The organism is Undibacterium sp. Di26W, assembly GCF_049340265.1.
Lineage (GTDB): Bacteria > Pseudomonadota > Gammaproteobacteria > Burkholderiales > Burkholderiaceae_D > Undibacterium.
On the sequence record NZ_JBMPOR010000005.1, the window covers coordinates 86,281 to 111,684 of the forward strand.

Here is a 25,404-nt window from a genome sequence, read left to right on the forward strand (position 1 = left end):
TTCAACCTGCCATCACTGGCCGCTTCTTTGCTGCTTTAATGTCAGTGTGGCACTAACCTGGCCACTTTCCATCAGGGCAACCAGTTTTGCTTCTTCCACCGTCAATCTCGACGCTTTCTGCACTTCCACCATCCATTCCATCAAATTGGCATAACCGGCAGCAGGGATTTGCACCCTGACGATGTCATCATTCACGCCTATGGTCTGGGGTTTGATGCCACGCCGCGTCAGCGACTGTTCCAGTTGTTCCTTGCTGACCGGTGAAATCGTTTCGGACAGGCTGGCCGTCAGTTGTGACTGCTGCTTGCTCAATTCGGCCATTTCCGCCAGTTGCTGATTCAACACCGGGATACTGGTTTGTAACTGTTTCAGCCCGCCCAAAGCCGGTGCCAGAAAAATTCCATAGACCAGCGCCAGGGTAATCACCAGTACGCATATCAACAGCATGCGGCGTTCACGCTCGGCGCGGGCCAGCCAAAAGAAATTGAATTGTTCCTTCAGTGCATAGATCATCAGTGCTTACCTCCTGCTGTCACGCGCAAGGTACCGTCGGTGGCGGAACTGATTTCCAGTGATTGCTCTGCCAATCCTGTGCGCAGTTTATCCAGCGGCACCTGGATGCCGGGTTTGGTCCTGATGAACAAGGCACGCTCCTTATACTCTATGCCGGCAATCCCGCCCGGTGGACCGAATCTGTCCCAGATCTGGGCAAACTGGGCGGCCATGACGGCAAAATCATTGGCAGCAAATTGTCCGGCTGCGCGTTTGGATACATTCACTTTTTGCTGCATCTGCAGCAGCGGATCAAGTATCGCGGTCTCTTTCGGGAAGCTGTTCCTGTAAGTCTGCGTCAGGGATTTGCTGATATCCTGGGCTTCTTTGCGTTTGCTCAACCATTCAAAATTCAATGCTGCCAGATTCACTATCAACAGCGCCAGCGCCAGACGCAAGGGCCAGCGCCACTTGCTCCAGTCAAAACTGGCCATGTGTTCGGCTGCGATAGCCGTCATCAAATCCGGTGTAGTCTGGCTGATGCCGGCGACCCGCGTCACCCAGCTGATAGCGGACAGATTGATGCCTTCTTCCAGACCAAGCTGGCCAACCAGTTGCTGATAGGCATCCAGTTCAGCGGCAGGCACATGGACATCTACCTTGGGCAGTTCGCTCAGGTGTCCCAGCATGGCCAGCGCATCCGCCTGCCCGGTCAGGTCCAGGCTCAGGCCTATGCCTTGTTTTTCACCATTGCGCAGACAGAGTTCAAGTGCATTATCTTTTTCTTCTATCAGGGCGCAGGCTGCTGCACTATGCCCATCCACAGCGGGATGAAAAGCCAATGCCAGTTGCGCTGGATACGCAGACAATTTGCGTGCTGGCCAGTCCTTGACGCGCTTGGCGACGTCTTCCAGCCACAGACGGTCGGCCACGGCCACACTGATTTCGCCATCGACGACGGATGAAGCAACCAGTAACAAGTCCGCCGGATCGCTGACAAGTTGCTCTTCCAGCAAATTCGGCAAGGCGGTTTTGAGTTTGGCCGCCGACATCGGTGGTACTTTGACTGTCAGCAAACTGGCATCGGTCGCCGCCAGCAAAAATGCGACTTGCTTTGCCCCTGCGGCCAGTGGCTTCAGATCGGCCAGCGGCATCTGCCCCTGTTGCTGCAGCCGCCCTTCTGCCGTTATCAGCGCAAAGGACAAGCCTTGTCCGGCCCATTCAGGCCTGTTCTGTGCTGCCGCCCTGGAGGGCAAAGAAATATACAGTGTGCTTGCCATATTTTTATTCAGTTTTCCCGTACCCAAAGCACCGATGTTGTCACGGGCGTCGTCGTTGTTGCACTTTCTGCCCGCTCTATCAAAGCACTGACATCCAGTGCCGAGCGATTCATTTTCACTTTACCATTCACAATAAAAAAATTGGTATAGACCTCCACATCCTTGTCGGTCATGGTTTTAGTCTTATCCTCAAACCGCCGCTTGAAATCAGCCACCGTCAGGAAATAGGCCCTGTCACGGCTGGCGATCATCATCGCGGCATCACTTACGCTAAGGCCCTCTATCCTGGCAGCCAGGACTTCTGCCGTCGTGGTATTGATGTTAATCGTGGTCTTGCGTGGCAATACCGTGACGGCGGTTTTCAGGCGATTCAGCATTTCCGGATTGAATCCGCTGACTGCCAGCAAATCATCAATCTGGGTGAAGCGCAAGAATTGTACTTCAGGAAACGACTCTTCTGACGAGGTTTTTCCAGTTCCTGACTCGGCCGCGCTTGAACCAGGAGCCGCCGCGACCCTGGCCTGGGTTTTTGCCACCATGGCTGCAACCGGCTCGGCCAATTGCGGATCCAGACGTAAATTGGTCAACAGACGGGCAAACACGGCCAGTTCGCGCGGATCGACAATACCGTCGGTTGCCAGGTTATTCAGGTTAAACATGGCCTGGGCATCACTGACCTGGCCTGACAGGGTGGCATCACTATCCTCCCCTTCGGCGCGGGCATTTTCCACATATTGATCAAGCCGCGTATCGGCCAGTGCCACTGCCCAGGGTTCGCCCAGGTGATCCACATTCGCCGATTGCTTGCCGTCTTCCCGCAAGATCAGCCTGGCCCAGTCTATGGCGCCGCGCAAAATCCATTTTTTCTGCAACTGCATGCGCTGATTTTCTATGGACCTGACCTGCACCTGTTGCTGCCAGAATAAACTGGCAACGATGGTAATGGCCAATGTCGTCAGCAGCAATGCCGTGATGACAGCTACCCCTGTTTGCTTGCCAGAATAGACTGGTAGAGACTTCATACTGCCCCCAGCAAGAAGACTTTGGTGACAGGCAGTTCACGCCCTGTCAGTTGCACGGACAACTCCAGTCCGGTCAGTTTATTGCCTTTGGCGACGGGCGCAGACCCTGTTCCTGATTGCGCTGTCGCCGCACCATCCGCTTCAGTGCCACCCATGCGCCAGCCATTTTCACCATTTCGCCAGGTCCGCATATCCAGGCTCAGTATCTGGCTTTGCAAGGCAATGGCAGGACCGCCATCAACATCAGACATGGCATTTTGCCAATCCTGCTCCAGTGTCGCCAGCTCACGCGTAGGCGACATCTCACTGCGGCTCAGCACACCTTCCTTGAGGCGATAGGCAACCACCTGCAGGCGGCTGGGCTGATTTTCTTCAAATACCGTGCGTACCAGTACCAGCCTTGAACCAAGTGCGCTCAGGATTTCTCTTCCGGGTAAATTATTCGGGTCAACCAGATGCGCGCAGTCATTTTCTATCTGGGCAAATGCCAGTTGTATGCCACGCGTCTGTTCCATTTCAGCGGTCAGGCCAGCCCTGGCCCGCACTATGCTGTCCAGCCCGCGCCAGCCCAGCACGGCAATAATCGCCAGTATGGTGATTGCCACCAGCAGTTCTATCAGCGTGAACCCGGTTTGATGGCGCAGTTTGCTGCTACTTCTACAGCGCATTCGGCACCACCTGCGTCAGCTTGATGATGCGGCGCTCAGGCTTGTCAGCTTCAAAGACAAACACTTCGACCCGCCGGAATGAGGGATTGGGTGTGGCAATCACATGTTCTTCACACATCAGGTGCAAGTCACCCTGAGGGCAGGCAAAAGTGCGCTCACCAAATTCTGGCCATTCATGCGCCAGGCGGATTTGTGCCAGCCGGTTTTCGGCTGACCAGGTCGCCATCATCGAACCGCGCAAATTATTGCTGTTTTGCGTCAGGCTGCCTACAGCACGCAGGCTGGCACCGAGTGCTGTACCAACGATGACCAGCGCCACCAGCACTTCAAGCAGGGTAAAGCCGGATTGATTGGATGAGTGCCGCATCTTATTCCACAGAAAAATGGCCGACACCATCGGCCCGCACACTGACTTGCTTGTCGGCAGATTTGATGGTCAGGATAAAGGGTTTGTCCACCGGCTCACGCCCGAAAATGATGCGTATGGTGGCGGCATCGGACGACTGCGGCTGCAGCGACAATTGCACCGGGGCCAATTGAAAAAAACGCTCGCGCAACATCTCATCCTTGATCGGCGACCAGATCCGGTCTTCGCGAACATAGAAACGGTAGCCGTTTTGATCGACCTCAAAAGCCACCGGCAGGTTGCGCACGATGGCTTCATCACGTGCCAGTTGCAATAGCAGGGAAATGCGCTTGGCATCGTTTTCCAGCCGCTGCTGCGCGCCCGGCATGGCGTTAATACTCACGGCCCCCAGAATGAGGCCGAAAATAACCAGCACCACCAGCAACTCCAGCAGCGTGAAGCCACGCTGCCTGCCCTTGTTTATCATGTAAGCGTCTTACAAATCCCAGGAACCGATATCGGCATCGTCACCGGCACCGCCGGGCTGGCCATCAGCTCCCAGAGAAAACACATCCACTTCGCCACGTATGCCGGGTGACAGGTATTGATAAGGCTTGCCCCAGGGGTCATTACGCAATTTTTCTATATAGCCTCCTGACTGCCAGGAATTCGCCGCCGGACCAGAAGTCGGCTTCTCTATCAAAGCCTGCAAACCCTGCTCCGTGGTCGGATAGCGCTGGTTATGCAGGCGATACATTTTCAAGGCCCCCATGATGGTGGAAATATCCTGTTTGGCCGCCGTTACCCTGGCTTCATGGGTAAAACCTGTCAGTTTGGGCACCATGAATGCCCCAAGAATGGCAATAATCGTCACCACCACCATGATTTCAATCAGCGTAAAACCGCGTGAAGAGGCAGAGGCAGGGCGAACACGTGGAACTGCAAATGTATTGGACATAGCTAAAATCAATAAATAAAAACGTTCAAAACCACCCGGGCATGACAGGTATCATGCGCATGCAGTATAAATCCTGGAATCTGAATTAAGGCTGCTTTCTGTATCCAATCGTAACAGAAAGATCAGAGAAATAATGCTGCACCTCAAAACCAATCTCAAGCCCCCATTTTTTCATGTTCCACATGGACCTGGCGGCGGGCCACGCCGACGCAAAAAAACGCCAGATACTACCACCAGTATATTTCAACTCAATTTCAAGGGCAAACTGCGCAGACGCTTGCCGGTCAGCTTGAATACGGCATTGGCTACCGCAGGCGCAACCGGCGGCACCCCAGGTTCACCTATGCCTTGCGGTGCTTCCGCACTCTTGATGATCACGGTTTCCACCTCTGGAGCTTCATTGATGCGCAAAACCGGATAATCACCAAAATTGGTCTGCACCACCTTTCCATCTTTGATCAGGATTTCCCCATACAATGCCGCACTCAGGCCAAATACGATGGCGGATTCCATTTGCTGGGCAATGATATTCGGGTTGACGGCAATACCGCAATCCAGCGCACACACGACCCGGTGTACCCGGATCTGGCCATCCTGCACCGACACTTCGGCAATCTGGGCCACGATAGTACCAAAGGATTCATGCAGGGCCAAGCCATGTGCCCTGCCAGCCGGTACTTGCCCAGCCTTGCTGACGGCAGCGTCAAGCACAGCGAGATGACGCGGATGGCGCACCAGCAAGGCACGCCGGAATGCCGCGCCATCCTGGTTGGCAGCATGGGCCAGTTCGTCGATAAAACTTTCCTTGAAAAATGCATTGTGTGAATGACCGACAGAGCGCCAGAAACCTATGGGTACCACACTGGGCACGATGACATGGGCAATACGCTGATTCGGTATTTCATACGGCATATCAAACTCGCCTTCTGCCGTAGTCTTGTCCGGCCCGGCACCGGCAAAGCCGAAAGCGCGTTTCAAAAACTGATGGGCAATTGCCCCTGATGCTGATTTATTGTCATAGGCAAGCAACTTGCCTGCACTATCCAGGCCAGCCCTGAAGCGTGCCAGTGCCGCCGGACGGTACATGTCATGGCTGATATCTTCTTCGCGGCTCCAGATCAGTTGCACTGGCAAACCCTTGGTTTCCATGGCGATGCGCACCGCCTGGGCCACCATGTCGGCCTCCAGCCGGCGACCAAAACCGCCCCCCAGGTAAGCCATATGCAAGTTGACATTTTCCGATTTGACATTCGCCACCTTGGCCGCAAGATCAACGGAAATGCCGGGCACCTGGGTAGATACCCATACGTCGACCTTGCTATCCCCAACCTGCGCCGTACAATTGATCGGCTCCATCGCTGCATGGGCAAGAAAAGGGGCGCGGTATTCCGCTTCCACTGTTTTCACCACGTTTTTCCCGGCCAGTGCTTCGGCTGCATCACCGGCCTGGTAGTAGGCGTGACCACTTTCCTTATCCAACTGACTGGCAAATTCCTTGAATATGCCTTCACTGGACAAGCTGGCATTGTCACCCGGCTCCCAGACTATCGTCAGTGCAGCCATGGCCTGCCTGGCCTGCCAATAAGATTTGGCAACCACGGCTACACCTGCCACCATGTCCGGCATGGAAAAATCCACGACCTGCGTTACACCAGGCATGTTCATGACACTGGCTGCATCAAACTGTTTTACTTTTCCACCGATGGTGGGGCTTTGTTTCAGCGCGGCATACAGCATGCCCTCGGGTCGCGCATCAATCCCGAAACCTGCACTGCCATCCACCTTGGCAAGTGCATCGGTACGTGGCTGGGGGGTGCCTATCAATTTGAAATCGCGCGGATTTTTCAGTTGTACTTCACCCGGCTGGCTATGGACGGCATCCGCCGCCAGTTCAGCATAGCTGGCGCGCTTGCCGGACGCGTGCAGGACAGCACCGTCCTGGGTTTTGCATTCGGCAACGGCCACCTGCCATTTTTTGGCTGCAGCAGCGACCAGCATGGCACGCGCCGTGGCACCGGCCTCCCGCATGGGCAGCCATGCATCCTTGACGCTGGAAGAACCGCCCGTCATCTGCACACCCAGTTCTCGCGCAAACTTCAGCGTGATCCAGTGCGCAACGCGCTTCAGGCTGCCCTGATCATCCGGATGAAAAGGCAGGCCATCTGCAATCGCCGCCAGATTGCCGTAGATCTTGTCGGCCGGCACATACATGGGCTTTACCTGGCTCAGAGGCACATCCAGCTCTTCTGCCACCAGCATTTGCAAAACGGTATGAATACCCTGTCCCATCTCGCTTCTGTGCATGGCGACATTGACGCTGCCATCTGCGGCGATACTGATCCAGCCATTCAGCGCTACTTCGCCATCATGCACCGGCAAATCATGGGCGGCATTCAGGCGCTGGCGTGGCGGCAAGAAGCCCCAGCCAACCAGCAAGGCACCGGTTAGCCCCAGACCACCAAGAATAAAGCGGCGCCGCGATTTCTTTTTGGGTTGCGACATGCAAGTCTCCGTTATTTTTTTGCTGGTACCGGCAACGGCAGATCAGGTATTCCTGCGTGGATAACCTTCTGCCAGGATGCGGGTCCAGACAATTTCTTTTTGTTCAGGCGTCATAAACACCCACTCCGCCACTTCTGCCACCGTGCGGCCACAGCCGCGACACACGTCATCAAACGTTGTTGAACAAACGGCAACACAGGGCGTATCCGGGCGTTCTTTGCCTTCCATCTTTATCACTGTCATTATTCAAACGTTCCTGCATCATTAAAGGATATTGCGGACAGAATATACACTGCATACCAATAATAAGACGGGTGCTCGCCTTTTGCTGCCTAATACCGTGCAATAGTAAATGGTTTTTATATAAGTACATCGAAAACCAATTGGTGCAGACACTCTATTTTTAGCGCGCGTAAGGGTTCTGTTGACATGCGGCAGGCTTCGGCAGGAAAATTACACTCCCAGCCTTTATTCACTTCAGGAAAGCACATCATGAAAGTTGCCGTCATATTGTCAGGTTGTGGAGTTTTCGATGGCGCAGAAATTCACGAGAGCGTCCTGACCATGCTGGCCCTTGTCCGGGCAGGCGTGGAGCCCGAGTTTCTGGCACCGGATATGCCACAACTGCATGTCGTCAATCACCTTACCGGCGAAGTGGCAGTTGGTGAAACCCGCAATGTGCTGGTTGAATCCGCACGCATAGCACGCGGCAAAATCAAGGACATAGCACAAGCCAATGTGGCGGATTATGCTGCGGTTTTCTTTCCGGGTGGTTTTGGCGCAGCCAAAAACCTGTCTGACTTTGCTATCAAAGGAGCAGATTGCCAGATACAGGCTGACGTATTACGTTTTGCCAAAGGCGTTGCAGCAGCAGGCAAACCTGCCTGTTATATATGCATTGCCCCCGCCATGATCCCACAGGTATACGGCAGCGGCACCGCCGTCACCATAGGCACAGATGAAGCGACTGCCGCCGCCATCACGGCCATGGGCGGACAGCACATCAGTTGTCCGGTCAAGGAATTTGTCATCGACAAAGACAAGAAACTGGTCAGCACACCCGCCTACATGCTGGCGGAAAATATTGCAGAAGCTGCCACTGGCATTGAAGCGGCAGTCAAAGCCACGCTGGCACTGATCTAGTGTAATGCTGCACTAGACGCTGGCCACTGGCTGTGCCGTTAGCTGTTCAACCGAATTACTGATTCATTTTTTGCCTCACAACAAGGCCCGCATGACACAAGATTTTTTCCAATCACTGATCTTACTGGTACTGGTGACTGACCCGTTTGGCAATGTCCCGATTTTTGTCAGTGCCTTGTCGCATGTCGCCCCGGAAAGACGCTGGCGCGTCGTGGTACGTGAATGTGCAATTGCTTTCGCCTTGTTGTTGCTGTTCATGTTTTTTGGCAAGCATTTCCTGACGGCGCTGCAATTGACAGAGGTATCATTGCGCATAGGTGGCGGCGTCATTTTATTCCTGATCGCCTTGCGCATGGTGTTCCCGCAGGAAGGTGGGATTTTCGGTGACGTTGAAGATGGCCATGAGCCATTCATCGTCCCGCTGGCCATCCCTGCCCTCGCTGGCCCATCCGCACTGGCAACCGTGTTGCTGTTTTCATCCGACAGCAAGCAAGACATGATGGTTCATTTGGCCGCGCTGACTGCGGTTGCGCTTGTCTGGCTGATCGTATTGCTGAGTGCCGAACGCATGCAAAGAGTATTGGGCGTGCGCGCCATGACGGCATTTGAACGCCTGATGGGTTTGATACTGACGGCAATGTCAGTAGAAATGCTGCTAGCAGGGATCAGGGATTATCTGAAAACCCTGTAGGCTTATCCGTCAGCAGTGTTTTTGAATCAGTGAATCAATGCTCAGCGCTCAGAGCTAAATGCTCAACGATTGAAGGTAAAGTAACCAAGCAAAAACAGGGCGAGCGCTATCAGGAATTGTTTCAGGTTATGGCGGTTCATTGTCTTCCTCATCCTATGATTTTATTTGCGCTCATGCTGGCGATGTCAGCATCACTGTAACCCAAACTGCGCAAGACTTCATGATTATGCTGGCCCAGGCGTGGGCCCAGCCATTGTGTCTGGCCTGGCGTTGCTGACATTTTGGGTGTAATGGCGGGCAATTTGACGGGCGTACCATCTTCGAACGCATGTTGCTCGAACATCTGCCGCGCCAGGAATTGCGGATCACTCATCATGTCACGCACAGAATAGATCTTCCCTACCGGCACATCTGCTGCCTTGAGTATCTGCAAGGCAGCATCTATCTCACGCCCCGAACACCAGTCCTGGATTGCTGTATCGATTTCTGCCGTGCGCGGGACACGGCCATCATTGCGCACCAGCCCAGGGTCTTGTGCCAGATCATCCCTGTCTATGGCTTTCATGAGTCTATGGAAAATAGCATCGCCATTACCTGCAATGACGATATTCTCGCCCTCTGCCGTGGTATAGGTATTCGATGGCACAATGCCGGGCAAGGCACCGCCCGTGCGTTCGCGCACCACACCGGCATGATCAAATTCCGGCACCAGCGATTCCATCAGGTTGAACACGGATTCATACAGGGCAACGTCGACCATCTGTCCCTGCCCCGCCACACAGGCATCACCTTGCTTACCATTCCAGCGACCACCGCTGACATCGCGATGACGCAATGCCATCATGGCACCGATCACGCCATGCAGGGCAGCCACTGAATCGCCAATGGAAATACCCACCCGCACCGGTGGCCGGTCTGCATGGCCGGACACGTAACGCAAGCCACCCATCGATTCACCGATGGCACCAAAGCCTGGCAAATCCTTCATGGGGCCGGTCTGGCCATACCCGGACAGGCGCACCATGATGGTGGCCGGGTTGATGGCCTTCAAATCTTCATAACCCAGTTCCCATTTTTCCAGTACGCCGGGGCGGTAATTTTCGATGATGATGTCAGCTTCCAGCGCCAGCTTTCTGGCAATTTCACGCGCCTGCGGCTGCTTCATGTTCAGGGTAATACTCTTTTTATTGCGTGCCTGCACACTCCACCACAGCGAGGTTCCATCTTTCAGGACACGCCACTGACGCAAGGGGTCGCCGCCATCCGGCGCTTCCACCTTGATCACTTCAGCCCCGAATTCGGCCAGCATGCGTGAGCAAAAAGGCCCGGCAATCAGCGTGCCCAGCTCCAGAACCTTGATACCCGCCAGAGGGCCATGTGTATTTGCTTGTGGCTTCATGCTTGTAAGTTCATCCCTTGGCATCCCTTAAAAAAAGGTCAGTTTCTTGATTTCCCAGAGCAGATTGGCACGCGCCTGTGCGTCGAAACGACTTGCCATGGCAGCAGTGAAGAACAATTGCTCACGCTCGGCAAAACGTTTTAACACCTTGACTCTGCCGATCCGGTACGAAGGTGCTGTCACCCAGCGATATTCATGGCGTATGGCCTGGCTATACTGCTGATAGATATCCGACGCAGCACCAAGTATGGCCAGGTCAATATCGAGAAAAAGTGGTAAATCATGTGCCTGGTTTTTAAACTGCGGCACTTCATGTCTGGCCGTTGCCAGAATGCATTGCTGCACCTTAGGTATCACAAGCACGTCAATTTCAAGACGACTCAAGATCTCGCCAGCCAGTTCAGCACTTTTGAGTTCATTATTGCTGGCATGGGTATCATAGATAATGTCATGAAACCAGATCGCCAGCGCAACAACCGCAAAGTCACGGATGTCAGCCTTCATCTGGTCTGCATGCAGCAGCAAAGCCCAGACATGAGATAAATTATGGTAGCTGCGATGTGGTTCTGAGTAATGTTTGTCCAGCACCGTCCAGGCTTTCGCTGCCTGATGGGGGCTGCCGGCCAATCCCTGGATCAGATCCAGCCATTGTTGCCGCAACTGTTTTTTTTGCTCATTGGAAATCAGGAACATGGCCGTTACCGTCAGGTTGTTCGACGATCCAGCATCGCACGCGCAATGGTGCCTGCATCAACATATTCAAGCTCACCGCCCACTGGCACACCGCGCGCCAGGCGGCTGACCTGCAAGCCACGGGCCTTGAGGTTTTCACTGATGTAGTGGGCTGTTGCCTCGCCTTCATTGGTGAAATTGGTGGCCAGCACGACTTCTTTGACGACGCCGTCAGTCGCCCGTGCGATCAGTTTTTCCAGGTGTATGTCTTTCGGTCCTATGCCATCCAGCGGAGACAAACGGCCCATCAGGACGAAATACAAGCCCTTGTAAGTCAGGGTCTGTTCTATCATCATCTGGTCAGAAGGTGTTTCGACCACGCATAGCATGCTGGCATCGCGTACCGTATCAAGGCAGGTTTCGCAGACTTCGCTTTCCGTGAAGGTATTGCAGGATGCGCAATGCTGTATGCGCTCTACCGCATGGGTCAGCGCCTGCCCAAGCAGGGCCGCACCTTCGCGGTCATGCTGCAGCAAGTGATAAGCCATGCGCTGGGCAGACTTTGGCCCTACGCCAGGCAAACGACGCAGCGCCTCAGACAAGGCATCCAGACTACCGATTTTCTTCACACTCAGAACGGCATTTTAAAGCCAGGAGGCATAGGCATACCGGCGGTCAGCGCAGACATTTTTTCTTGTGATGTTGCTTCTGCCTTGCGTACCGCATCATTGAAAGCAGCGGCGACCAGATCTTCCAACATGTCCTTGTCATCACCCAGCAATGACGGGTCTATCGTGACGCGCTTGACATCGTTTTTGCAGGTCATGACGACCTTCACCAGACCAGCGCCAGCCTGACCTTCCACTTCAACCAGACCCAGTTGATCCTGTGCTTTTTTCATGTTGTCTTGCATGGCCTGGGCTTGTTTCATCAAACCGGCAAGTTGATTTTTCATCATAAAAATTTCTCCGAAATATAAATTAAATAAGTGTCCAGATAAGTTGTTCGCTACATTCCACCGGTTAAATCGGCCGTACGCTACCTGTGACGATAGTGGCACCAAATTCGCGCATTAAACTCTGCACGAAAGAGTCAGCTTGTATGGAAGTTTCGGCCTGCTGCTGACGCACTCCACGTTCAGCCACAGCCTGGGCATTGGCAGTTTGTTCAACTGCACCGATTTCGGTTTCAACCCGGATATTTTTTTCAAAGCGCTCATTCAGGGCGGCAGTAAGCTTGTCCAGGCTACCGGCCGACAACAAGGTGGGCAAAGGAACACGCAAACGTAACACATGGGCATTGCCATCCTGCCTGCAACTGACCAGTTCACTTTGCTGCGCCAATTGCTGTGCCACTCCGCGTACAGGCAGGCTGGCAGCCAGATTGGGCCAGAAACCGTCCCAGTTCAATTCTGGCACGGGGGTGTTGGATATCTGCCGGTCTGCCACGACGGCACCTGGCGCTTCCGGTTTGACCACCACTTCCGGTTTGGACTTGTCTGCCGGCCTGACATCGTCATCCTGGCGGACGGCCTTGCCAACGGCGAGCATGAGTTCATCGTCCTGCCTGGAGTCTGCCCCTGAAGGCACGGCAGAGATGTTGGACGTGTTGGAGATGTTGGGGATATTGGACACGGTAGGCCTGGAAGCCGGGCTGTCTGCCCTGGCCGGGGCCGACTCGAAGAACATTTCTTCATCCCATGGTGGCGGCATGTCATCCATACCGGCAGATTGTGCATCCTGCTCGGCAATCATGGGGGCTGGTGCAGATACCGGTGCTCTGGCTGCAGGCGCAGGTATTGCAGCTACTGGTGCTGGCATTGCTGCTGGCACGGGTCTGTCTTGTGCTGCGGTCGGTACTGGCTGGGCAGCGACCGGCGGCCTAACGGGTGCAGATGCAGGCGCTACTGTCGCAAGCGTTGGCACAACATCTGCAGAAGCTGCTGGTTTTGTAGCTGGTGCTGTTTGCGCAGTCTGTTTACCGCTGGCGGCACGAGCAGCTGCCAGCGCCGCCATCGCCGGGTTTGGGCGCGCGCCAGCAGCAGGTGCTGCCGGGATCACCGCTGCGGGTGGGCTTGCTGGTACTGGAGTTGCAGCACTAGCTGCCCTGCTCACTACCGGCGGTGCTGATGCCAAGGGTGCGGTGCTCATGCTGGCTTGCGATGATCCGCCGGCGAAGGACGCGCCCTGGCCACCGGCATGGGTGGCATTGGTGGTACGCGTCGCTGTACCATTTGATGGCAATGCCTGTGGTGCAGACGGCCTGCCACCGGCTGGTGGAATCGCATCCTGCTCGCCCGTTGCCGGTTTGAATGCCAACATACGCAACAAGGTCATGCTGAAACCGGCATATTCGTCCGGTGCCAGTGCCAGTTCATTGCGGCCATGGACGGCAATCTGGTAAAACAGTTGAATTTCTTCTTTGGCAAAACATTGCGCCAGACGCAAGACTTGCTCACGTTCAGGAATATCATCTGCCACTGCTGCGGGTACCAGTTGTGCAATAGCAATCTGGTGTAACAAACTGCCCAGGTCTTGCAAGGCAGCCTTGTAAGACAGGCTGCGGGCAGCCATTTCATCAGCCACATCCAGCAAGGCCTTGCCATCTTGCGCGGCCAGACCGTCAAGCAAGCGAATCAGATACGATTGATCAAGAGCACCCAACATACCCTGCACTGCATCCAGCGTTACTTTGCCGGCGGCATAGGCGATTGCCTGGTCGGTCAGCGACAAAGCATCACGCATGGAACCATGCGCCCCTTGTGCCAGCAGACGCAAGGCCGGCAATTCAAATTCGATCTGTTCCTGCCCCAGAATATTGTCCAGATGGCCAACGATATGGCCAGGCGGCATTTGCTTGAGATTAAATTGCAGGCAACGCGACAAGACCGTCACCGGGATTTTTTGCGGGTCGGTGGTTGCCAGAATGAATTTGACGTGCTCAGGCGGCTCTTCCAGCGTTTTCAACATGGCATTGAAAGCGTGGTTGGTCAGCATGTGTACCTCGTCGATCATATACACTTTAAAACGTGCATTCGACGGGGCATAGATAGCCTGCTCCAACAACGAGGCCATTTCATCAACACCCCGATTGGACGCGGCATCCATTTCTATATAATCAACAAAACGACCGGCATCAATGGCTGTACAAGCTTCGCAGACACCGCAGGGATGGGAAGTGATACCCGTCTCGCAGTTAAAGGATTTGGCCAGTATGCGCGATAAAGTGGTTTTACCGACACCACGTGTACCAGTGAATAAATAGGCGTGATGCAGCCGCTGCTGCTCAAGCGCATGAGATAAGGCACGAACCACGTGCTCCTGCCCAACCAGCGTTTCAAAGCTCTTTGGGCGATATTTTCGGGCGAGGACTTGATAGGACATCTTGCGATTTTACCTTATTCAGGCTGACTGACCACTGATTTGCAGATATCCGAGCACCAAGTTTTTCATATGTACGCGAAAATCAGCATCCTGCAGGCTTTGCGGGGACAACATCAGGGTTTGATACAACACACCGTAAATGGCAGCATGCACCACTTCCGGGCTAGCCTTCAGGTAGTTGGCGCGGTCACTACTGGCAGCAAAAGCCTGTTCCCAGATAGCCACGATCTGGCCGTACAGGATGCTATAGGCCCGGATGTCGGATATTTGCCGCTCCAGAAAAATCAGGGCAGACCATTCATCGGTTTTCTCTGCATGCAGTTGTATGATTTTTTCTATCATGAACTGCACCAGGTCTGGCAGGCGCTGGCCGCGTTGCAAGTCTATCCACAGACGCATTTGCGTACCTATATTTTTGAAGCGTTCATGGATGCAATGTGCAGCAATGGATTTTTTTCCGGGGAAATATTCATATAAGGTACCCAGCCCTACCCCTGCCACCAAAGCAATATCGCGCATGGTCAGGTCGGCATAGTTTTTTTCAACCAAAAGCCGAACAAAGGCATCCTGAATGGCCACTTGCGTCATTCTGGACCGTTGCTGAACCGGCTTGCGCCTTAATTTCAATGGGCTGGCAATCTCTGTCATCTGTTTTTATTTACCGTTTGACGACGTGGTTGGAAAGGCGAACATCTGAACGCAAACATCACGCTACACTAATAGAGCTCAATAAAATAACGAGGCGCATATGCAATGGCAAACTCACGAAATCAGCAATCAGGTTCCAGACCTGCAAGACTACAATATTTTCTCTAGTGATACTGTTCTAATGACAAGCAGCAGTCATTACCAGGCAGGCTGGCATCAATCGGCCCTGCGGGAAGCCGGGCAAGAGCTGGGTAGCCGTGAAGTGCTGGAACTGGGTGCACTGGCAAATACCCATCTGCCTGAATTGCATACCCATGACCGTCATGGCAAACGCATAGACCGCGTCGATTTCCACCCCAGTTGGCACCATTTGCTGGGCTTGTTGCGCAAACAGGGCCTGCATGCCAGCCCCTGGCGTACACCTCGCCCGGGTGCCCATGTTGCAAGAGCCGCTGGCTATTTCATGCAAGCACAGGTGGAGTCAGGTTCCCTATGCCCGACCACCATGACCTTTGCTTCGATACCTGTGCTGCAAAATGAAGCACGCCTGTTCGCCAGCTTAAAGGACAAACTGTACTCGAATGAACATGATGCCCGTGACCTACCCATCGCCGACAAGACATCGATGCTGATAGGCATGGGCATGACGGAAAAACAAGGTGGCTCGGACGTCCGCACCAATACCACCACAGCAATCGCCATCGGTGCTGGCGGGCGTGGCGCTGACTATGTCATCACTGGCCACAAATGGTTTTTTTCTGCCCCCATGTGCGACGCCCATCTGGTGCTGGCGGCCACCGAGGCAGGTTTATCCTGTTTCTTTGTGCCGCGTTGGCGACCAGATGGCAGCAAGAATGCTGTCATGGTACAAAGACTGAAGGATAAGCTGGGTAACAAATCCAATTCCAGCAGCGAAGTGGAATTTCAGGATGCCTACGGCATCCTGGTCGGCAACGAGGGCCGGGGCATCCCCACCATCATAGAAATGGCCAACCTGACGCGTCTTGATTGCGTGATTGGCAGCGCTGCGCTGATGCGCCAGGCGCTGGTGCAAGCGATACATCATGCACGCCATCGCCATGCCTTTGGCAAGAAACTGGTCGAGCAGGCACTGATGCGCAATGTCCTGGCCGATATGGCAATGGAAAGCGAAGCTGCCACCCGCCTGATGCTGCATCTGGCAGCAACGCTGGACAACGCCGATGACCCATTGCAACGCGCCTGGAGACGCATAGTGACACCTGCCGCCAAATTCTGGATCTGCAAGCGTACCCTGGAATTCACTGGTGAATGCATGGAAGTCTGGGGTGGCAACGGCTATGTGGAAAGCGGCCCCATGGCCCGCCTGTATCGCGAAGCGCCGGTCAATTCCATCTGGGAAGGCTCGGGCAATGTGATGTGCCTTGACGTATTGCGGGCCATGGAACGCGATCCTGTGGGTATGCAATTGCTGCTGCAACAATGGGCGGGGTCACCGGCACCAGAAGTACAACCGATGACGCGAGAATTGCAAGCCGATTTATTGATGCCGGCAGAACTGAAAGAAATGAGCGCCCGTCGCATTGCGCAAAAGCTGGTGCTGACCGCCCAGGCTTTTCTCATGTGTGAACATGCCCAGCCTGATAGTGCCTGCGCATTTGTGCGTAGCCGGCTGGATGGAAGTAATGGCAGGATATATGGCGGCCTGGATAGCGGCATACCGGCTGCATTACAGGAAAGCATCATCGCCAATGCGTTCACAAACTGATCTGCTGGTCGTGCCCTTCTTTCTTTGCTCTTTCATATTGCATGAATAAATGATCGCGGCCCCTTAACTCTTCCCTCAGTGCAGCAACTTCCCGGCTGAGGGCGCGTATATCCGCATGCAATTGCCGCTCCAGATTCGCCTCCTCTTCTTCGACAAAAAGTGCAGCGATATTCGCAGTCACAATCGAAAACATGGCATAACCCAGTAAAACGATAAAGACCGCAAATATCTTGGACGCGGGTGTCGAGGGGACGATATCACCATAGCCCACAGTAGCAATCGTCGTGAATGCCAGCCAGACACCGTTGGCATAACTATGGACATTTGGTTCCAGCCAATAAAAGCCCGCGCCTGCCGTACTCAACATCAGTATTGCCAGGCCTATCATCTGTACCAGGTGACTTGGCTTCATATTCTGCAGCACCAAGGTAGCCAGGCGAAGCAAGATCGCGGCGCACAAAGCCAGGCGCAATAGCCATTCCAGCGTCCCCCAGTTTTCATCCTCAGGAACGGCGCTGAGCAGGCTGCCCACAATAATCAATACATCCAGCAACAGCTTGCCTCTGCGCCGCTTCATATGCTTATGCTTTTGCCATTGCATGGCAGTATCAACTGCCATGATCAATGCGGCAACGCCGTATAAAACCTGTCCGGCGGTATGCGCAGCGGGGACCATTCCACCCAGCAAAAGGTAAAAAGCCGGTATGGTCAATAATAGACCTACCAGCAACAGGGGACGAGTAAACCAGGTCCAGAAACGCTGAGTAACGGGAAATTTCATCGGCCAATCGCCAAAAACATCCGTTTCGATTTCATATTCTGCTCCGGAGATCATTGAATGTTGCGGTAGCAAGCCATGCCTTCCCTGGCTATTCAGCACAGACCTTGCCCACTCTATTGTTGATTGGCTTTATCTTCAACGAAGCAGGCATGCACCATCTTGTGATTGCGCAAATTCTATGCAAATGAAGGAAAGGCGATGGCCGCACGCAGCCCTGCCCCAGTTGACACCGCCGCCCGGTCAGATGACCAGGGTGGCGGTTATTTGAATTGACAGATGATTGAAGTCAGTTTTGAATGCGCAGTTTAGAACCTGTTTACGATCTGTAGCGAGCGAGCGTCAGCGGGAGTAAGGGTAACAAAAACGCAGCGCAAAAAGCGGAATGTACTTAAGACCATGAGCATTTTGAGCAGCACATGAGCCCCGCGTGGACTACAATCGCGCTCGCGCAGTAAGATCGTAAGCAGGTTCTTAGAAAGCAGCAATACCCGTCTGCGCACGTCCCAAAATCAGGGCATGGATATCATGTGTACCTTCATAGGTATTCACGACTTCCAGATTCACCAGGTGACGGGCAATGCCAAATTCATCGGAAATACCGTTGCCACCCAGCATATCGCGCGCTGTACGGGCGATGTCCAGTGATTTGCCGCAGGAATTACGTTTCATGATGGAAGTGATTTCCACCGCAGCCGTACCTTCATCCTTCATGCGTCCCAGACGCAGGCAGCCTTGCAGGGCCAGCGTGATTTCGGTCTGCATATCAGCCAGTTTTTTCTGTACCAGTTGATTGGCGGCCAGCGGGCGGCCGAATTGCAGGCGGTCCATGGTGTACTGGCGTGCAGTATGCCAGCAGAATTCTGCTGCACCCAAAGCACCCCAGGCAATACCGTAACGGGCTGAATTCAGGCAGGTGAACGGGCCTTTCAAACCTTCCACATGTGGCATCAGGTTTTCTTCGGGTACGAATACTTCATCCATGACGATTTCGCCAGTGATGGAAGCACGCAAGCCAACCTTGCCATGAATGGCCGGTGCTGTCAGGCCTTTCCAGCCTTTTTCCAGGATAAAGCCACGAATACGGCCATCATCGGTTTTTGCCCAGACCACGAAAACATCAGCGATAGGGCTATTGGTGATCCACATCTTGGCACCACTGAGGGAATAGCCGCCCGGTACGGTCTTGGCACGGGTGACCATACTGCCAGGGTCAGAACCATGATTCGGTTCGGTCAGGCCAAAGCAGCCTATCCATTCGCCCGTAGCCAGCTTGGGCAGGTATTTTTGTTTTTGTGCTTCGCTGCCGAATTCATTGATGGGTACCATGACCAGAGAGCTTTGCACACTCATCATGGAACGGTAGCCAGAATCCACACGTTCCACTTCACGTGCCACCAGGCCATAGCATACATAGTTCAAACCGGCACCACCATATTGCGTGGGGATCATGGAACCCAAGAGGCCAAGCTCACCCATTTCGCGGAAAATGGCGGGATCCGTTTTTTCATGACGGAAAGCTTCCAGTACGCGTGGCGTCAGCTTTTCTTCACAATAGACGCGCGCGGCATCCTGCACCATGCGCTCTTCGTCGCTCAACTGTGAAGACAATAACAAGGGATCTTCCCAACTAAATACAGCCTTGGCCATCTGTTTCTCCTGATTGTATGAATTAGTTTTTGTATGTATTACTTTTATACATTACTTTTATAAATTACTTTTATGTATAACTTTTATTTACCCGCGATCGCACCATTCAGTTATATGGTGCCATGCAGGTTTATTTTAATTTGCCGTGTGTTTTTCAGTATGCAATAGCGACAAACCCAGTTGCGCCCGGCGTACCAGCCATGGGCTGGGACGATAGCGTGGATCACCTGTGCTGCTCAACAAATTTCGCAAAATGCCTAGTATACGCGAAGCACCCAGTTTATCACCCCACGCCAGTGGCCCCACCGGATAAGCCAGGCCCAAAGTGACGGCTCTATCCAGATCTTGCGGGCTGCAAATACCCTGCTGCACGATATCGCTGGCAATATTGATGATGCATGCCAGCATGCGCTGCACCACGAAGCCACTGCTGTCCTGTATCAGGCTGACACCTTGTCCACTGCCTAATAACAATGACTGGCAGCGCGCAGCAATAAGCGCATCCGTAGCCGGGTTGGTCATCAGGGTCAAATGCCCTTCGCAAACCAGCAAGGCATCAATGCCCAGCGTGCGGCGGGCATCCAGACCTTCACTGGCAACACTGCTGCTGACATCTGTGCCATACGGGCTGACGATGCACAAGGCAGTGTCCGACGGCTGCGCGCCTGTTTCCACGCTTGCGCCACAACGTTCAAACAAGGCAGTCAATGCAGGCACGGCATCCGGGTTGGCCTGGCTGATCCAGACGGTGTCAGTCCATGCCGGATAGTTTTCAACTGGCGCTGGCAGCGTATTCTCAGTACTGTAAGAATAAAATCCACGTCCGGTTTTACGTCCAAGCACACCGGCGTGTACACGCTGTGCAGTGATGACGCTGGGTCGATAGCGTGGCTCTTCATAATACTGGTGATAAATTGCTTCCATCACCGGATGCGATACATCCAGCCCGGTCAGGTCCATCAATTCAAATGGTCCCAGCTTGAAGCCAGCGGCTTCGCGCATGATCTGGTCGATCTGGCGGAAAGTGGCGACATTTTCTTGCAGGATACGCAGGGCCTCGGTACCATAAGCGCGACCGGCATGATTGACGATAAAGCCAGGTGTATCCCTGGCACGTACCGGCAAATGCCCGGTGCGACTGGCAAATGCCATGAGTTGCCCGGCCACATCGGCACTCGTCAACAAGCCATCAATGACTTCCACCACTTTCATCAGTGGCACAGGATTAAAAAAATGCAGGCCAGCCACGCGCTCGGGTATTTTGCTGCCCGCCGCAATGGCAGTGACGGATAAAGACGACGTATTTGTCGCCAGTATGCAGGCATCACTGACAATACCATCCAATTGCTGGAACAAGCCGCGCTTGGCATCCAGCTTTTCGACAATGGCTTCCACGATCAGATCGCAATCAGCCAGTTCCTGCATGTCATCAACGACTTGCAGGTTTTCCAGTGCATCCTGGTATTCTTCTTCGGTGAGTTTTTCCTTGTTCAGCATTTTTTGCCATTGCTCAGCAATCAACTGGTTGGCTTTACGTGCAGCATCAGGCTGTACGTCGAACAAAAGAACAGCAAAGCCGGCCTGGGCTGCAATCTGGCCGATACCACGACCCATTGCGCCTGCACCAACGATACCAACTACACCTATGCTTGCTTTCATATTCGCTCCGGCACGATGGCGGTGACTTCTATTTCAACCTTCGCCCTGTCTTCGATCAGGGCAGCTACCTGCACTGCAGTCATGGCCGGGAAATGACGGCCTATGATAGCGCGGTATGCTTCACCCACTTCCTTGTAGGCGCCGACGTATTCTTTTTTATCCACTACATACCAGGTCATGCGTACTATATGTTCAGGACCGGCATCAGCCTCGGCCAGAACCTCAACAATATTCTGCAAAGCCTGTCTGACCTGGGTGGCAAAATCATCAGAATGAAATACGCATTGCGCATCCCAGCCTATCATGCCGCTGACACACACAGTACGGCCACTGGCCACAACACCATTGGAATAGCCGCGAGGCTTGGCCCAACCCTGGGGTTGCAAAATATCCATCGTCAATCCTTTCAACAATGACTTTTCATGCTTTTCAACACAAAAAGTCTGTTATTTATATCTCAAACCGGGCTTATCTGCTTAAGCTGAAGCAAGCTTTTCATCTTTAGCAGCACAATAATGCAACATGGCAGCACGCAATTCATCCGGGATGGCTATGGCCTGGCGCAATGTCAGGTCCATCATGACCAGAACCAGACGGGCTTTCAGACGCGCATCCTGCTGCTGACCGCTAAAACACAGCTGTATCTCTACCGATGTATTACCCAGCTTCAACACAGTCAATTCTGCCTGTAAGATTTCACCCAGTTGTGCAGGTTTGAGGAAATCTGTTTCCAGGTGTACCGTCGGCAAACCTATGCCACGCAACATATGCATTTCATGGAAACTACAGCCCAATCCCTGTGCGCACCAGTCTTCCACCACGCCATTCATCATTTCAAAATAGCGCGGATAAAACACGATACCCGCCGGGTCACAATGGGCAAAGCGTATGGGCAATTCAGTCGTAAAAATCATCATGAAAGCTCATGTTGCGGCGAATTCCTTCAATAATTCGCGGCCAATAATCAATTGCTGCACTTCTGTTGCTCCCTCATAAATACGCAGGGAACGGATTTCACGATACAGGCGTTCTACAGGGACTTCTGAAACCACACCCAGACCGCCAAACATTTGCAGAGCCGCATCGATCACTTGCTGCGCGCCTTCGGTCGCAGTCAGTTTTGCCATGGCAGCTTCTTTGGTGACTTTCTTGCCCTGGTCTCTTTGCCATGCAGCGCGGTATATCAGCAGGGCTGAACTGTCTATGGTGGTAGCCATCTGCGCCAGTTTGGCCTGGGTCAATTGAAAGTCGGCCAGGGTCTGCCCAAACATTTTGCGTGTCGTCACTCTATGCATGGCTTCATCCATGGCGCGCCGGGCAAAACCCAGCGCCGCTCCCGCGACAGAAGTGCGGAAGATATCCAAAGTCGCCATCGCCACCTTGAAGCCCTGCCCTGCTTCACCCAGTCGCTGCGCAGCCGGTACACGACAATTGCTGAACTTCAAGCGAGCCAATGGGTGCGGGGCAATCACATCGATACGTTCGGCAATCTCAAAGCCCGGCAAACCGGCATCGACGATAAAGGCAGTGATGCCGCGTGCACCCGGCGCTTCGCCAGTGCGGGCAAACAGCACATAAAAATCGGCAATGCCGCCATTGGAAATCCAGGTTTTTTCACCGTTCAGGACATAATGGCCGCCATCTGCATCAGCAACAAACTCTGCTGCACATTGCATGGCCGCCACATCAGAACCCGCTTCAGGTTCAGACAGTGCGAAAGCGGCAATCGCCTCGCCTTTGGCTACCTTGGTAAGATAATTTTGTTTTTGCACTTGCGTGCCATGCAGGCTGATGGCACCTGAACCCAGGCCCTGCATGGCAAAGGCAAAATCCGCCAGGCCAGAATGGCGCGCCAGGGTTTCGCGTATCAGGCAAATAGCCCGGGTATCGATGACATCGGCACTACCACCGTAGGCGCTGCCGCCGATGGCGTTTTTGAGCCAGCCAGCCGCACCGAGCAGTTTTACCAGATCGCAGCAAGCCTGATCAACATCAGCGCCATGATGATCAGGCAGGTTTTCTGCAGCCCAGGCATCCAGTGTGCGTTGTAACTCGCGGTGTTTGTCATCAAAGAAGGGCCAATCGAGGTAGCTGGTATCAGACATCATATGCGTCATGCTCAATCCCCTTCAAACACTGGTTTTTGTTTGGCAACGAAGGCATGGTAGGCACGATGAAAATCATTGGTCATCATGCATATCGCCTGTGCCTGTGCTTCAGCCTCTATCGCTTCATCGACACCCATATTCCATTCCTGCTGCAGCATTTTCTTGGTCATGCCATGGGCAAAACTAGGGCCTTCCGCCAGGTTTCTTGCATACGCCTGCGCTTCTGCCTGCACATCTTCTGGTGCCGCCAGGCGATTGAAAAAGCCCCAGCGTTCTGCCTCATCACCCGACATGGAACGCCCGCTGTACAGTAAATCGGCAGCCCGTCCCTGCCCTATGATGCGCGGCAGGATGGAGCAGGCCCCCATGTCGCAACCCGCCAGACCAACGCGGGTGAACAGGAAGGCAGTTTTGCTGCGCGTCGTACCTATACGTATATCCGAAGCCAGCGCCAGGATGGCACCTGCCCCGGCACATACGCCATCAATTGCTGCAATGATCGGTTGCGGACAGGCACGCATGGCCTTGACGAGATCACCCGTCATACGGGTAAAACTTAGCAGCCCTGGCATATCCAGTTTTGTCAGGGGACCTATGATTTCATGCACGTCACCACCTGAGCAAAAATTTTCACCTGCACCGGTAATGACGATGGCCTTGACATCATCTGCATAAGACAAAGTGCGGAACAGGTCGCGCAGCTCTGCATAAGAATCAAAGGTTAGCGGGTTTTTGCGTTCGGGCCGGTTCAGGATGATGGTGGCAACGCCAGTCTCTACGGCATAGGTAAAATGCTGCGCTATATAGTCTGTCAGTTGCTGGCGATTACCAGGCAAATCCTGGGGCTGACCGGGTAGGTATTTCATGTTGATTGCTCCTGCGAAAGCTTGTCGTCTGTGATGGTGTCTATGTTGTTGTCTGCGCGGTTGCCTGCGCTTTTTTCCGTATTACTGTCAACGCCAGGCGCATGCAAGTGGGTTTTCACTTGCGACAATAATTCAAATAGCTTACTTTTCTGTTCCGTCTGCAAGCCGGAAAACATATCGGCGATCCATGCCTCATGCACGGCTGCCATGCGCTTGAAGGCGCGGCGACCGGCGGGTGTCAGCTTGACGCTGTAAGCACGGCGATCTTTCAGGTCGGCGACGCGAGTCACCAGTTTTTCTTGCTCAAGCTGATCGGTGATGCCGGTGATATTGCCGCCGGTGACCATCATGCGTTTGGATAATTCGCCCATGCGCAAACCTTCGGGATGTCGTTCCAGTTGCGCCATCAGGTCAAAGCGCGGCAAGGTAATACCAAACTCGCTGCGCAAGCGGCCACGGATTTCACCTTCTATCATCACGGTGCAAGACAACATGCGCAGCCACAGGCGCAAGGACTGATGGTCATCTTGCGTCAGACGACTTTCCATGTCGTACACGGGGTTACTGTCTTCTTTCATACCTGCTTTTACCTGTTCATCAGATTTCATCACATCACTTCGCCACCAGCGACAGCAATGGATTGCCCATTCATTGCCGATGCACTATCCATGCATAGCCACAGCACCGCATCTGCCACCTCTTGTGGTTGTACCAGACGCTTTTGCGGATTGCCGGCGGCCAGTTCAGCTTTCGCCTGTTCTGCAGTGCGGCCAGTTTTGGCAACGATATTGGCGATTGCATCCTTGACGATATCGGTCTCGGTGTAACCAGGGCAAACCGCATTCACGGTCACGCCTTTGGCCGCGACTTCCAGCGCTACTGCCCGTGTCAGGCCAATCACTGCATGCTTGGCAGCGCAGTAGGCAGAGACATAGGCATAAGCCTTCAGCCCTGCGGTACTCGCCACATTCACGATACGCCCCCAGCCTGCTTCCAGCATGGCGGGCAAAGCTTGTTGCATGCAAATGAAACTGCCGTTCAGGTTCACATCCATCATGTTTTTCCATAGCCTGGCATCAGTTTTCAGGAAAGAGGCAGAACTGGCTTGCCCGGCATTGTTGATGAGGATATCGATACGTCCATCCCTGCCCTGCGATAGCTGGAAAGCTGTTTGCACTGATTCCACATCGCTGACATCCATGACCACGTACTGCACTTTGGAACTAGCCAAGGAAGCCACAGCCTCCTGCAAGGTCGCTTCGCTGCGACCTGCCAGCGTCACTGTTGCCCCTTCACTCAATAAGGCTTGTGCTATCGCCAGGCCTATACCTTTGCCACCGCCAGTAACCAGCGCATGCCTGCCTTGCAATCGTCCTTGATACGTTGTCATGC

Annotated in this window: 26 protein-coding genes and 1 pseudogene; 3 read left to right on the forward strand and 24 right to left on the reverse strand. The window is 53.8% G+C overall.

Translation table 11 applies throughout. From position 1 onward, the window contains the following. Window positions 1–12: 12 nt before the first annotated feature. The 9 genes from gspM to ACO0LM_RS08270 form a co-directional block, all read right to left on the reverse strand. Entirely contained in the window at window positions 13–513 is a 501-nt protein-coding gene (gspM, locus tag ACO0LM_RS08230) for a type II secretion system protein GspM (protein ID WP_423035997.1), read from the reverse strand. Beyond that, entirely contained in the window at window positions 513–1,772 is a 1,260-nt protein-coding gene (gene gspL, locus ACO0LM_RS08235; protein ID WP_423035999.1) for a type II secretion system protein GspL, read from the reverse strand. The genes gspM and gspL overlap by 1 nt, the downstream gene beginning before the upstream one ends. Before the next feature lie 8 nt (window positions 1,773–1,780). Beyond that, the gene (gene gspK, locus ACO0LM_RS08240) at window positions 1,781–2,794 is read right to left on the reverse strand and encodes a type II secretion system minor pseudopilin GspK (RefSeq protein WP_423036001.1); all 1,014 of its coding nucleotides are present in this window, start codon (window positions 2,792–2,794) and stop codon (window positions 1,781–1,783) included. Beyond that, complete coding sequence (locus tag ACO0LM_RS08245; protein ID WP_423036003.1) at window positions 2,791–3,462, reverse strand: PulJ/GspJ family protein; 672 nt, start codon at window positions 3,460–3,462, stop codon at window positions 2,791–2,793. Before ACO0LM_RS08245 ends, gspK begins: the two co-directional genes overlap by 4 nt. Further along, a complete protein-coding gene (gene gspI, locus ACO0LM_RS08250) occupies window positions 3,452–3,829 on the reverse strand; it encodes a type II secretion system minor pseudopilin GspI (RefSeq protein WP_186946624.1) in 378 nt (125 codons plus the stop codon). Before gspI ends, ACO0LM_RS08245 begins: the two co-directional genes overlap by 11 nt. 1 nt (window position 3,830) lies before the next feature. Next, on the reverse strand, window positions 3,831–4,295 hold the full coding sequence (gspH, locus tag ACO0LM_RS08255; protein WP_423036005.1) for a type II secretion system minor pseudopilin GspH: 465 nt from the start codon (window positions 4,293–4,295) through the stop codon (window positions 3,831–3,833). Between the two features lie 9 nt (window positions 4,296–4,304). Next, window positions 4,305–4,766, reverse strand: coding sequence for a type II secretion system major pseudopilin GspG (gene gspG, locus ACO0LM_RS08260; RefSeq protein ID WP_186946626.1), 462 nt, complete (start codon window positions 4,764–4,766; stop codon window positions 4,305–4,307). A 243-nt stretch (window positions 4,767–5,009) separates the two neighbouring features. Then, window positions 5,010–7,268 (reverse strand): molybdopterin cofactor-binding domain-containing protein, encoded by a 2,259-nt coding sequence (locus tag ACO0LM_RS08265; RefSeq protein WP_423036007.1) that lies wholly within the window; start codon window positions 7,266–7,268, stop codon window positions 5,010–5,012. A 42-nt stretch (window positions 7,269–7,310) separates the two neighbouring features. Next, window positions 7,311–7,511 carry a DUF1289 domain-containing protein gene (locus ACO0LM_RS08270; RefSeq protein ID WP_422981053.1) on the reverse strand — a complete coding sequence of 67 codons (201 nt, stop codon included), beginning with the start codon at window positions 7,509–7,511 and terminating at the stop codon, window positions 7,311–7,313. Window positions 7,512–7,760: 249 nt separating this feature from the next. Between ACO0LM_RS08270 and elbB the strand changes: the two genes are divergently transcribed. Then, window positions 7,761–8,411: an isoprenoid biosynthesis glyoxalase ElbB gene (elbB, locus tag ACO0LM_RS08275; RefSeq protein WP_423036009.1), complete on the forward strand. Its 651-nt coding sequence runs from the start codon at window positions 7,761–7,763 to the stop codon at window positions 8,409–8,411. A gap of 91 nt (window positions 8,412–8,502) precedes the next feature. Further along, window positions 8,503–9,102, forward strand: a complete 600-nt coding sequence (locus ACO0LM_RS08280) for a MarC family protein (RefSeq protein WP_423036011.1) — start codon at window positions 8,503–8,505, stop codon at window positions 9,100–9,102. 148 nt (window positions 9,103–9,250) lie between these two features. Here the strand turns inward: ACO0LM_RS08280 and ACO0LM_RS08285 are convergent, their stop codons facing one another. The 6 genes from ACO0LM_RS08285 to ACO0LM_RS08310 form a co-directional block, all read right to left on the reverse strand. Next, window positions 9,251–10,501, reverse strand: coding sequence for a CaiB/BaiF CoA transferase family protein (locus tag ACO0LM_RS08285; RefSeq protein ID WP_423036013.1), 1,251 nt, complete (start codon window positions 10,499–10,501; stop codon window positions 9,251–9,253). 27 nt (window positions 10,502–10,528) lie between these two features. Next, window positions 10,529–11,194 (reverse strand): hypothetical protein, encoded by a 666-nt coding sequence (locus ACO0LM_RS08290; RefSeq protein ID WP_423036015.1) that lies wholly within the window; start codon window positions 11,192–11,194, stop codon window positions 10,529–10,531. An 11-nt stretch (window positions 11,195–11,205) separates the two neighbouring features. Next, window positions 11,206–11,802, reverse strand: coding sequence for a recombination mediator RecR (gene recR / locus ACO0LM_RS08295; RefSeq protein ID WP_422981045.1), 597 nt, complete (start codon window positions 11,800–11,802; stop codon window positions 11,206–11,208). A 2-nt stretch (window positions 11,803–11,804) separates the two neighbouring features. After that, window positions 11,805–12,131, reverse strand: a complete 327-nt coding sequence (locus tag ACO0LM_RS08300) for a YbaB/EbfC family nucleoid-associated protein (protein ID WP_422981043.1) — start codon at window positions 12,129–12,131, stop codon at window positions 11,805–11,807. A gap of 64 nt (window positions 12,132–12,195) precedes the next feature. Then, on the reverse strand, window positions 12,196–14,556 hold the full coding sequence (locus ACO0LM_RS08305; RefSeq protein WP_423036017.1) for a DNA polymerase III subunit gamma/tau: 2,361 nt from the start codon (window positions 14,554–14,556) through the stop codon (window positions 12,196–12,198). An 18-nt stretch (window positions 14,557–14,574) separates the two neighbouring features. Continuing rightward, a complete protein-coding gene (locus ACO0LM_RS08310) occupies window positions 14,575–15,204 on the reverse strand; it encodes a TetR/AcrR family transcriptional regulator (protein ID WP_423036019.1) in 630 nt (209 codons plus the stop codon). A 100-nt stretch (window positions 15,205–15,304) separates the two neighbouring features. On the opposite strand from ACO0LM_RS08310, the gene ACO0LM_RS08315 reads away from it, so the two are divergent. Then, window positions 15,305–16,951, forward strand: coding sequence for an isovaleryl-CoA dehydrogenase (locus tag ACO0LM_RS08315; protein WP_423036021.1), 1,647 nt, complete (start codon window positions 15,305–15,307; stop codon window positions 16,949–16,951). On the opposite strand, the gene ACO0LM_RS08320 is transcribed toward ACO0LM_RS08315, so the two are convergent. The 9 genes and pseudogenes from ACO0LM_RS08320 to ACO0LM_RS08360 all read right to left on the reverse strand — a co-directional run bounded on the left by ACO0LM_RS08320 (window position 16,941) and on the right by ACO0LM_RS08360 (window position 25,402). Beyond that, entirely contained in the window at window positions 16,941–17,732 is a 792-nt protein-coding gene (locus ACO0LM_RS08320) for a potassium channel family protein (protein ID WP_423036023.1), read from the reverse strand. The genes ACO0LM_RS08315 and ACO0LM_RS08320 overlap by 11 nt on opposite strands. A gap of 471 nt (window positions 17,733–18,203) precedes the next feature. After that, window positions 18,204–19,379: an acyl-CoA dehydrogenase gene (locus ACO0LM_RS08325; RefSeq protein WP_305262009.1), complete on the reverse strand. Its 1,176-nt coding sequence runs from the start codon at window positions 19,377–19,379 to the stop codon at window positions 18,204–18,206. 135 nt (window positions 19,380–19,514) lie between these two features. Next, window positions 19,515–21,038, reverse strand: coding sequence for a 3-hydroxyacyl-CoA dehydrogenase (locus ACO0LM_RS08330; RefSeq protein ID WP_423036025.1), 1,524 nt, complete (start codon window positions 21,036–21,038; stop codon window positions 19,515–19,517). Beyond that, window positions 21,035–21,433 carry a RidA family protein gene (locus ACO0LM_RS08335; protein ID WP_423036027.1) on the reverse strand — a complete coding sequence of 133 codons (399 nt, stop codon included), beginning with the start codon at window positions 21,431–21,433 and terminating at the stop codon, window positions 21,035–21,037. Before ACO0LM_RS08335 ends, ACO0LM_RS08330 begins: the two co-directional genes overlap by 4 nt. 81 nt (window positions 21,434–21,514) lie before the next feature. Further along, window positions 21,515–21,955, reverse strand: a complete 441-nt coding sequence (locus ACO0LM_RS08340; RefSeq protein ID WP_423036029.1) for an acyl-CoA thioesterase — start codon at window positions 21,953–21,955, stop codon at window positions 21,515–21,517. Window positions 21,956–21,961: 6 nt separating this feature from the next. After that, window positions 21,962–23,143, reverse strand: a complete 1,182-nt coding sequence (locus ACO0LM_RS08345; RefSeq protein ID WP_423036362.1) for an acyl-CoA dehydrogenase family protein — start codon at window positions 23,141–23,143, stop codon at window positions 21,962–21,964. Window positions 23,144–23,157: 14 nt separating this feature from the next. Further along, window positions 23,158–24,012: an enoyl-CoA hydratase family protein gene (locus tag ACO0LM_RS08350; protein ID WP_423036031.1), complete on the reverse strand. Its 855-nt coding sequence runs from the start codon at window positions 24,010–24,012 to the stop codon at window positions 23,158–23,160. A gap of 98 nt (window positions 24,013–24,110) precedes the next feature. Further along, window positions 24,111–24,620, reverse strand: a pseudogene (locus tag ACO0LM_RS08355) (MarR family winged helix-turn-helix transcriptional regulator); the annotation flags it as partial. Then, window positions 24,620–25,402: an SDR family NAD(P)-dependent oxidoreductase gene (locus tag ACO0LM_RS08360; RefSeq protein WP_423036033.1), complete on the reverse strand. Its 783-nt coding sequence runs from the start codon at window positions 25,400–25,402 to the stop codon at window positions 24,620–24,622. The gene ACO0LM_RS08360 and the pseudogene ACO0LM_RS08355, both read right to left, overlap by 1 nt. Window positions 25,403–25,404: the final 2 nt, after the last annotated feature.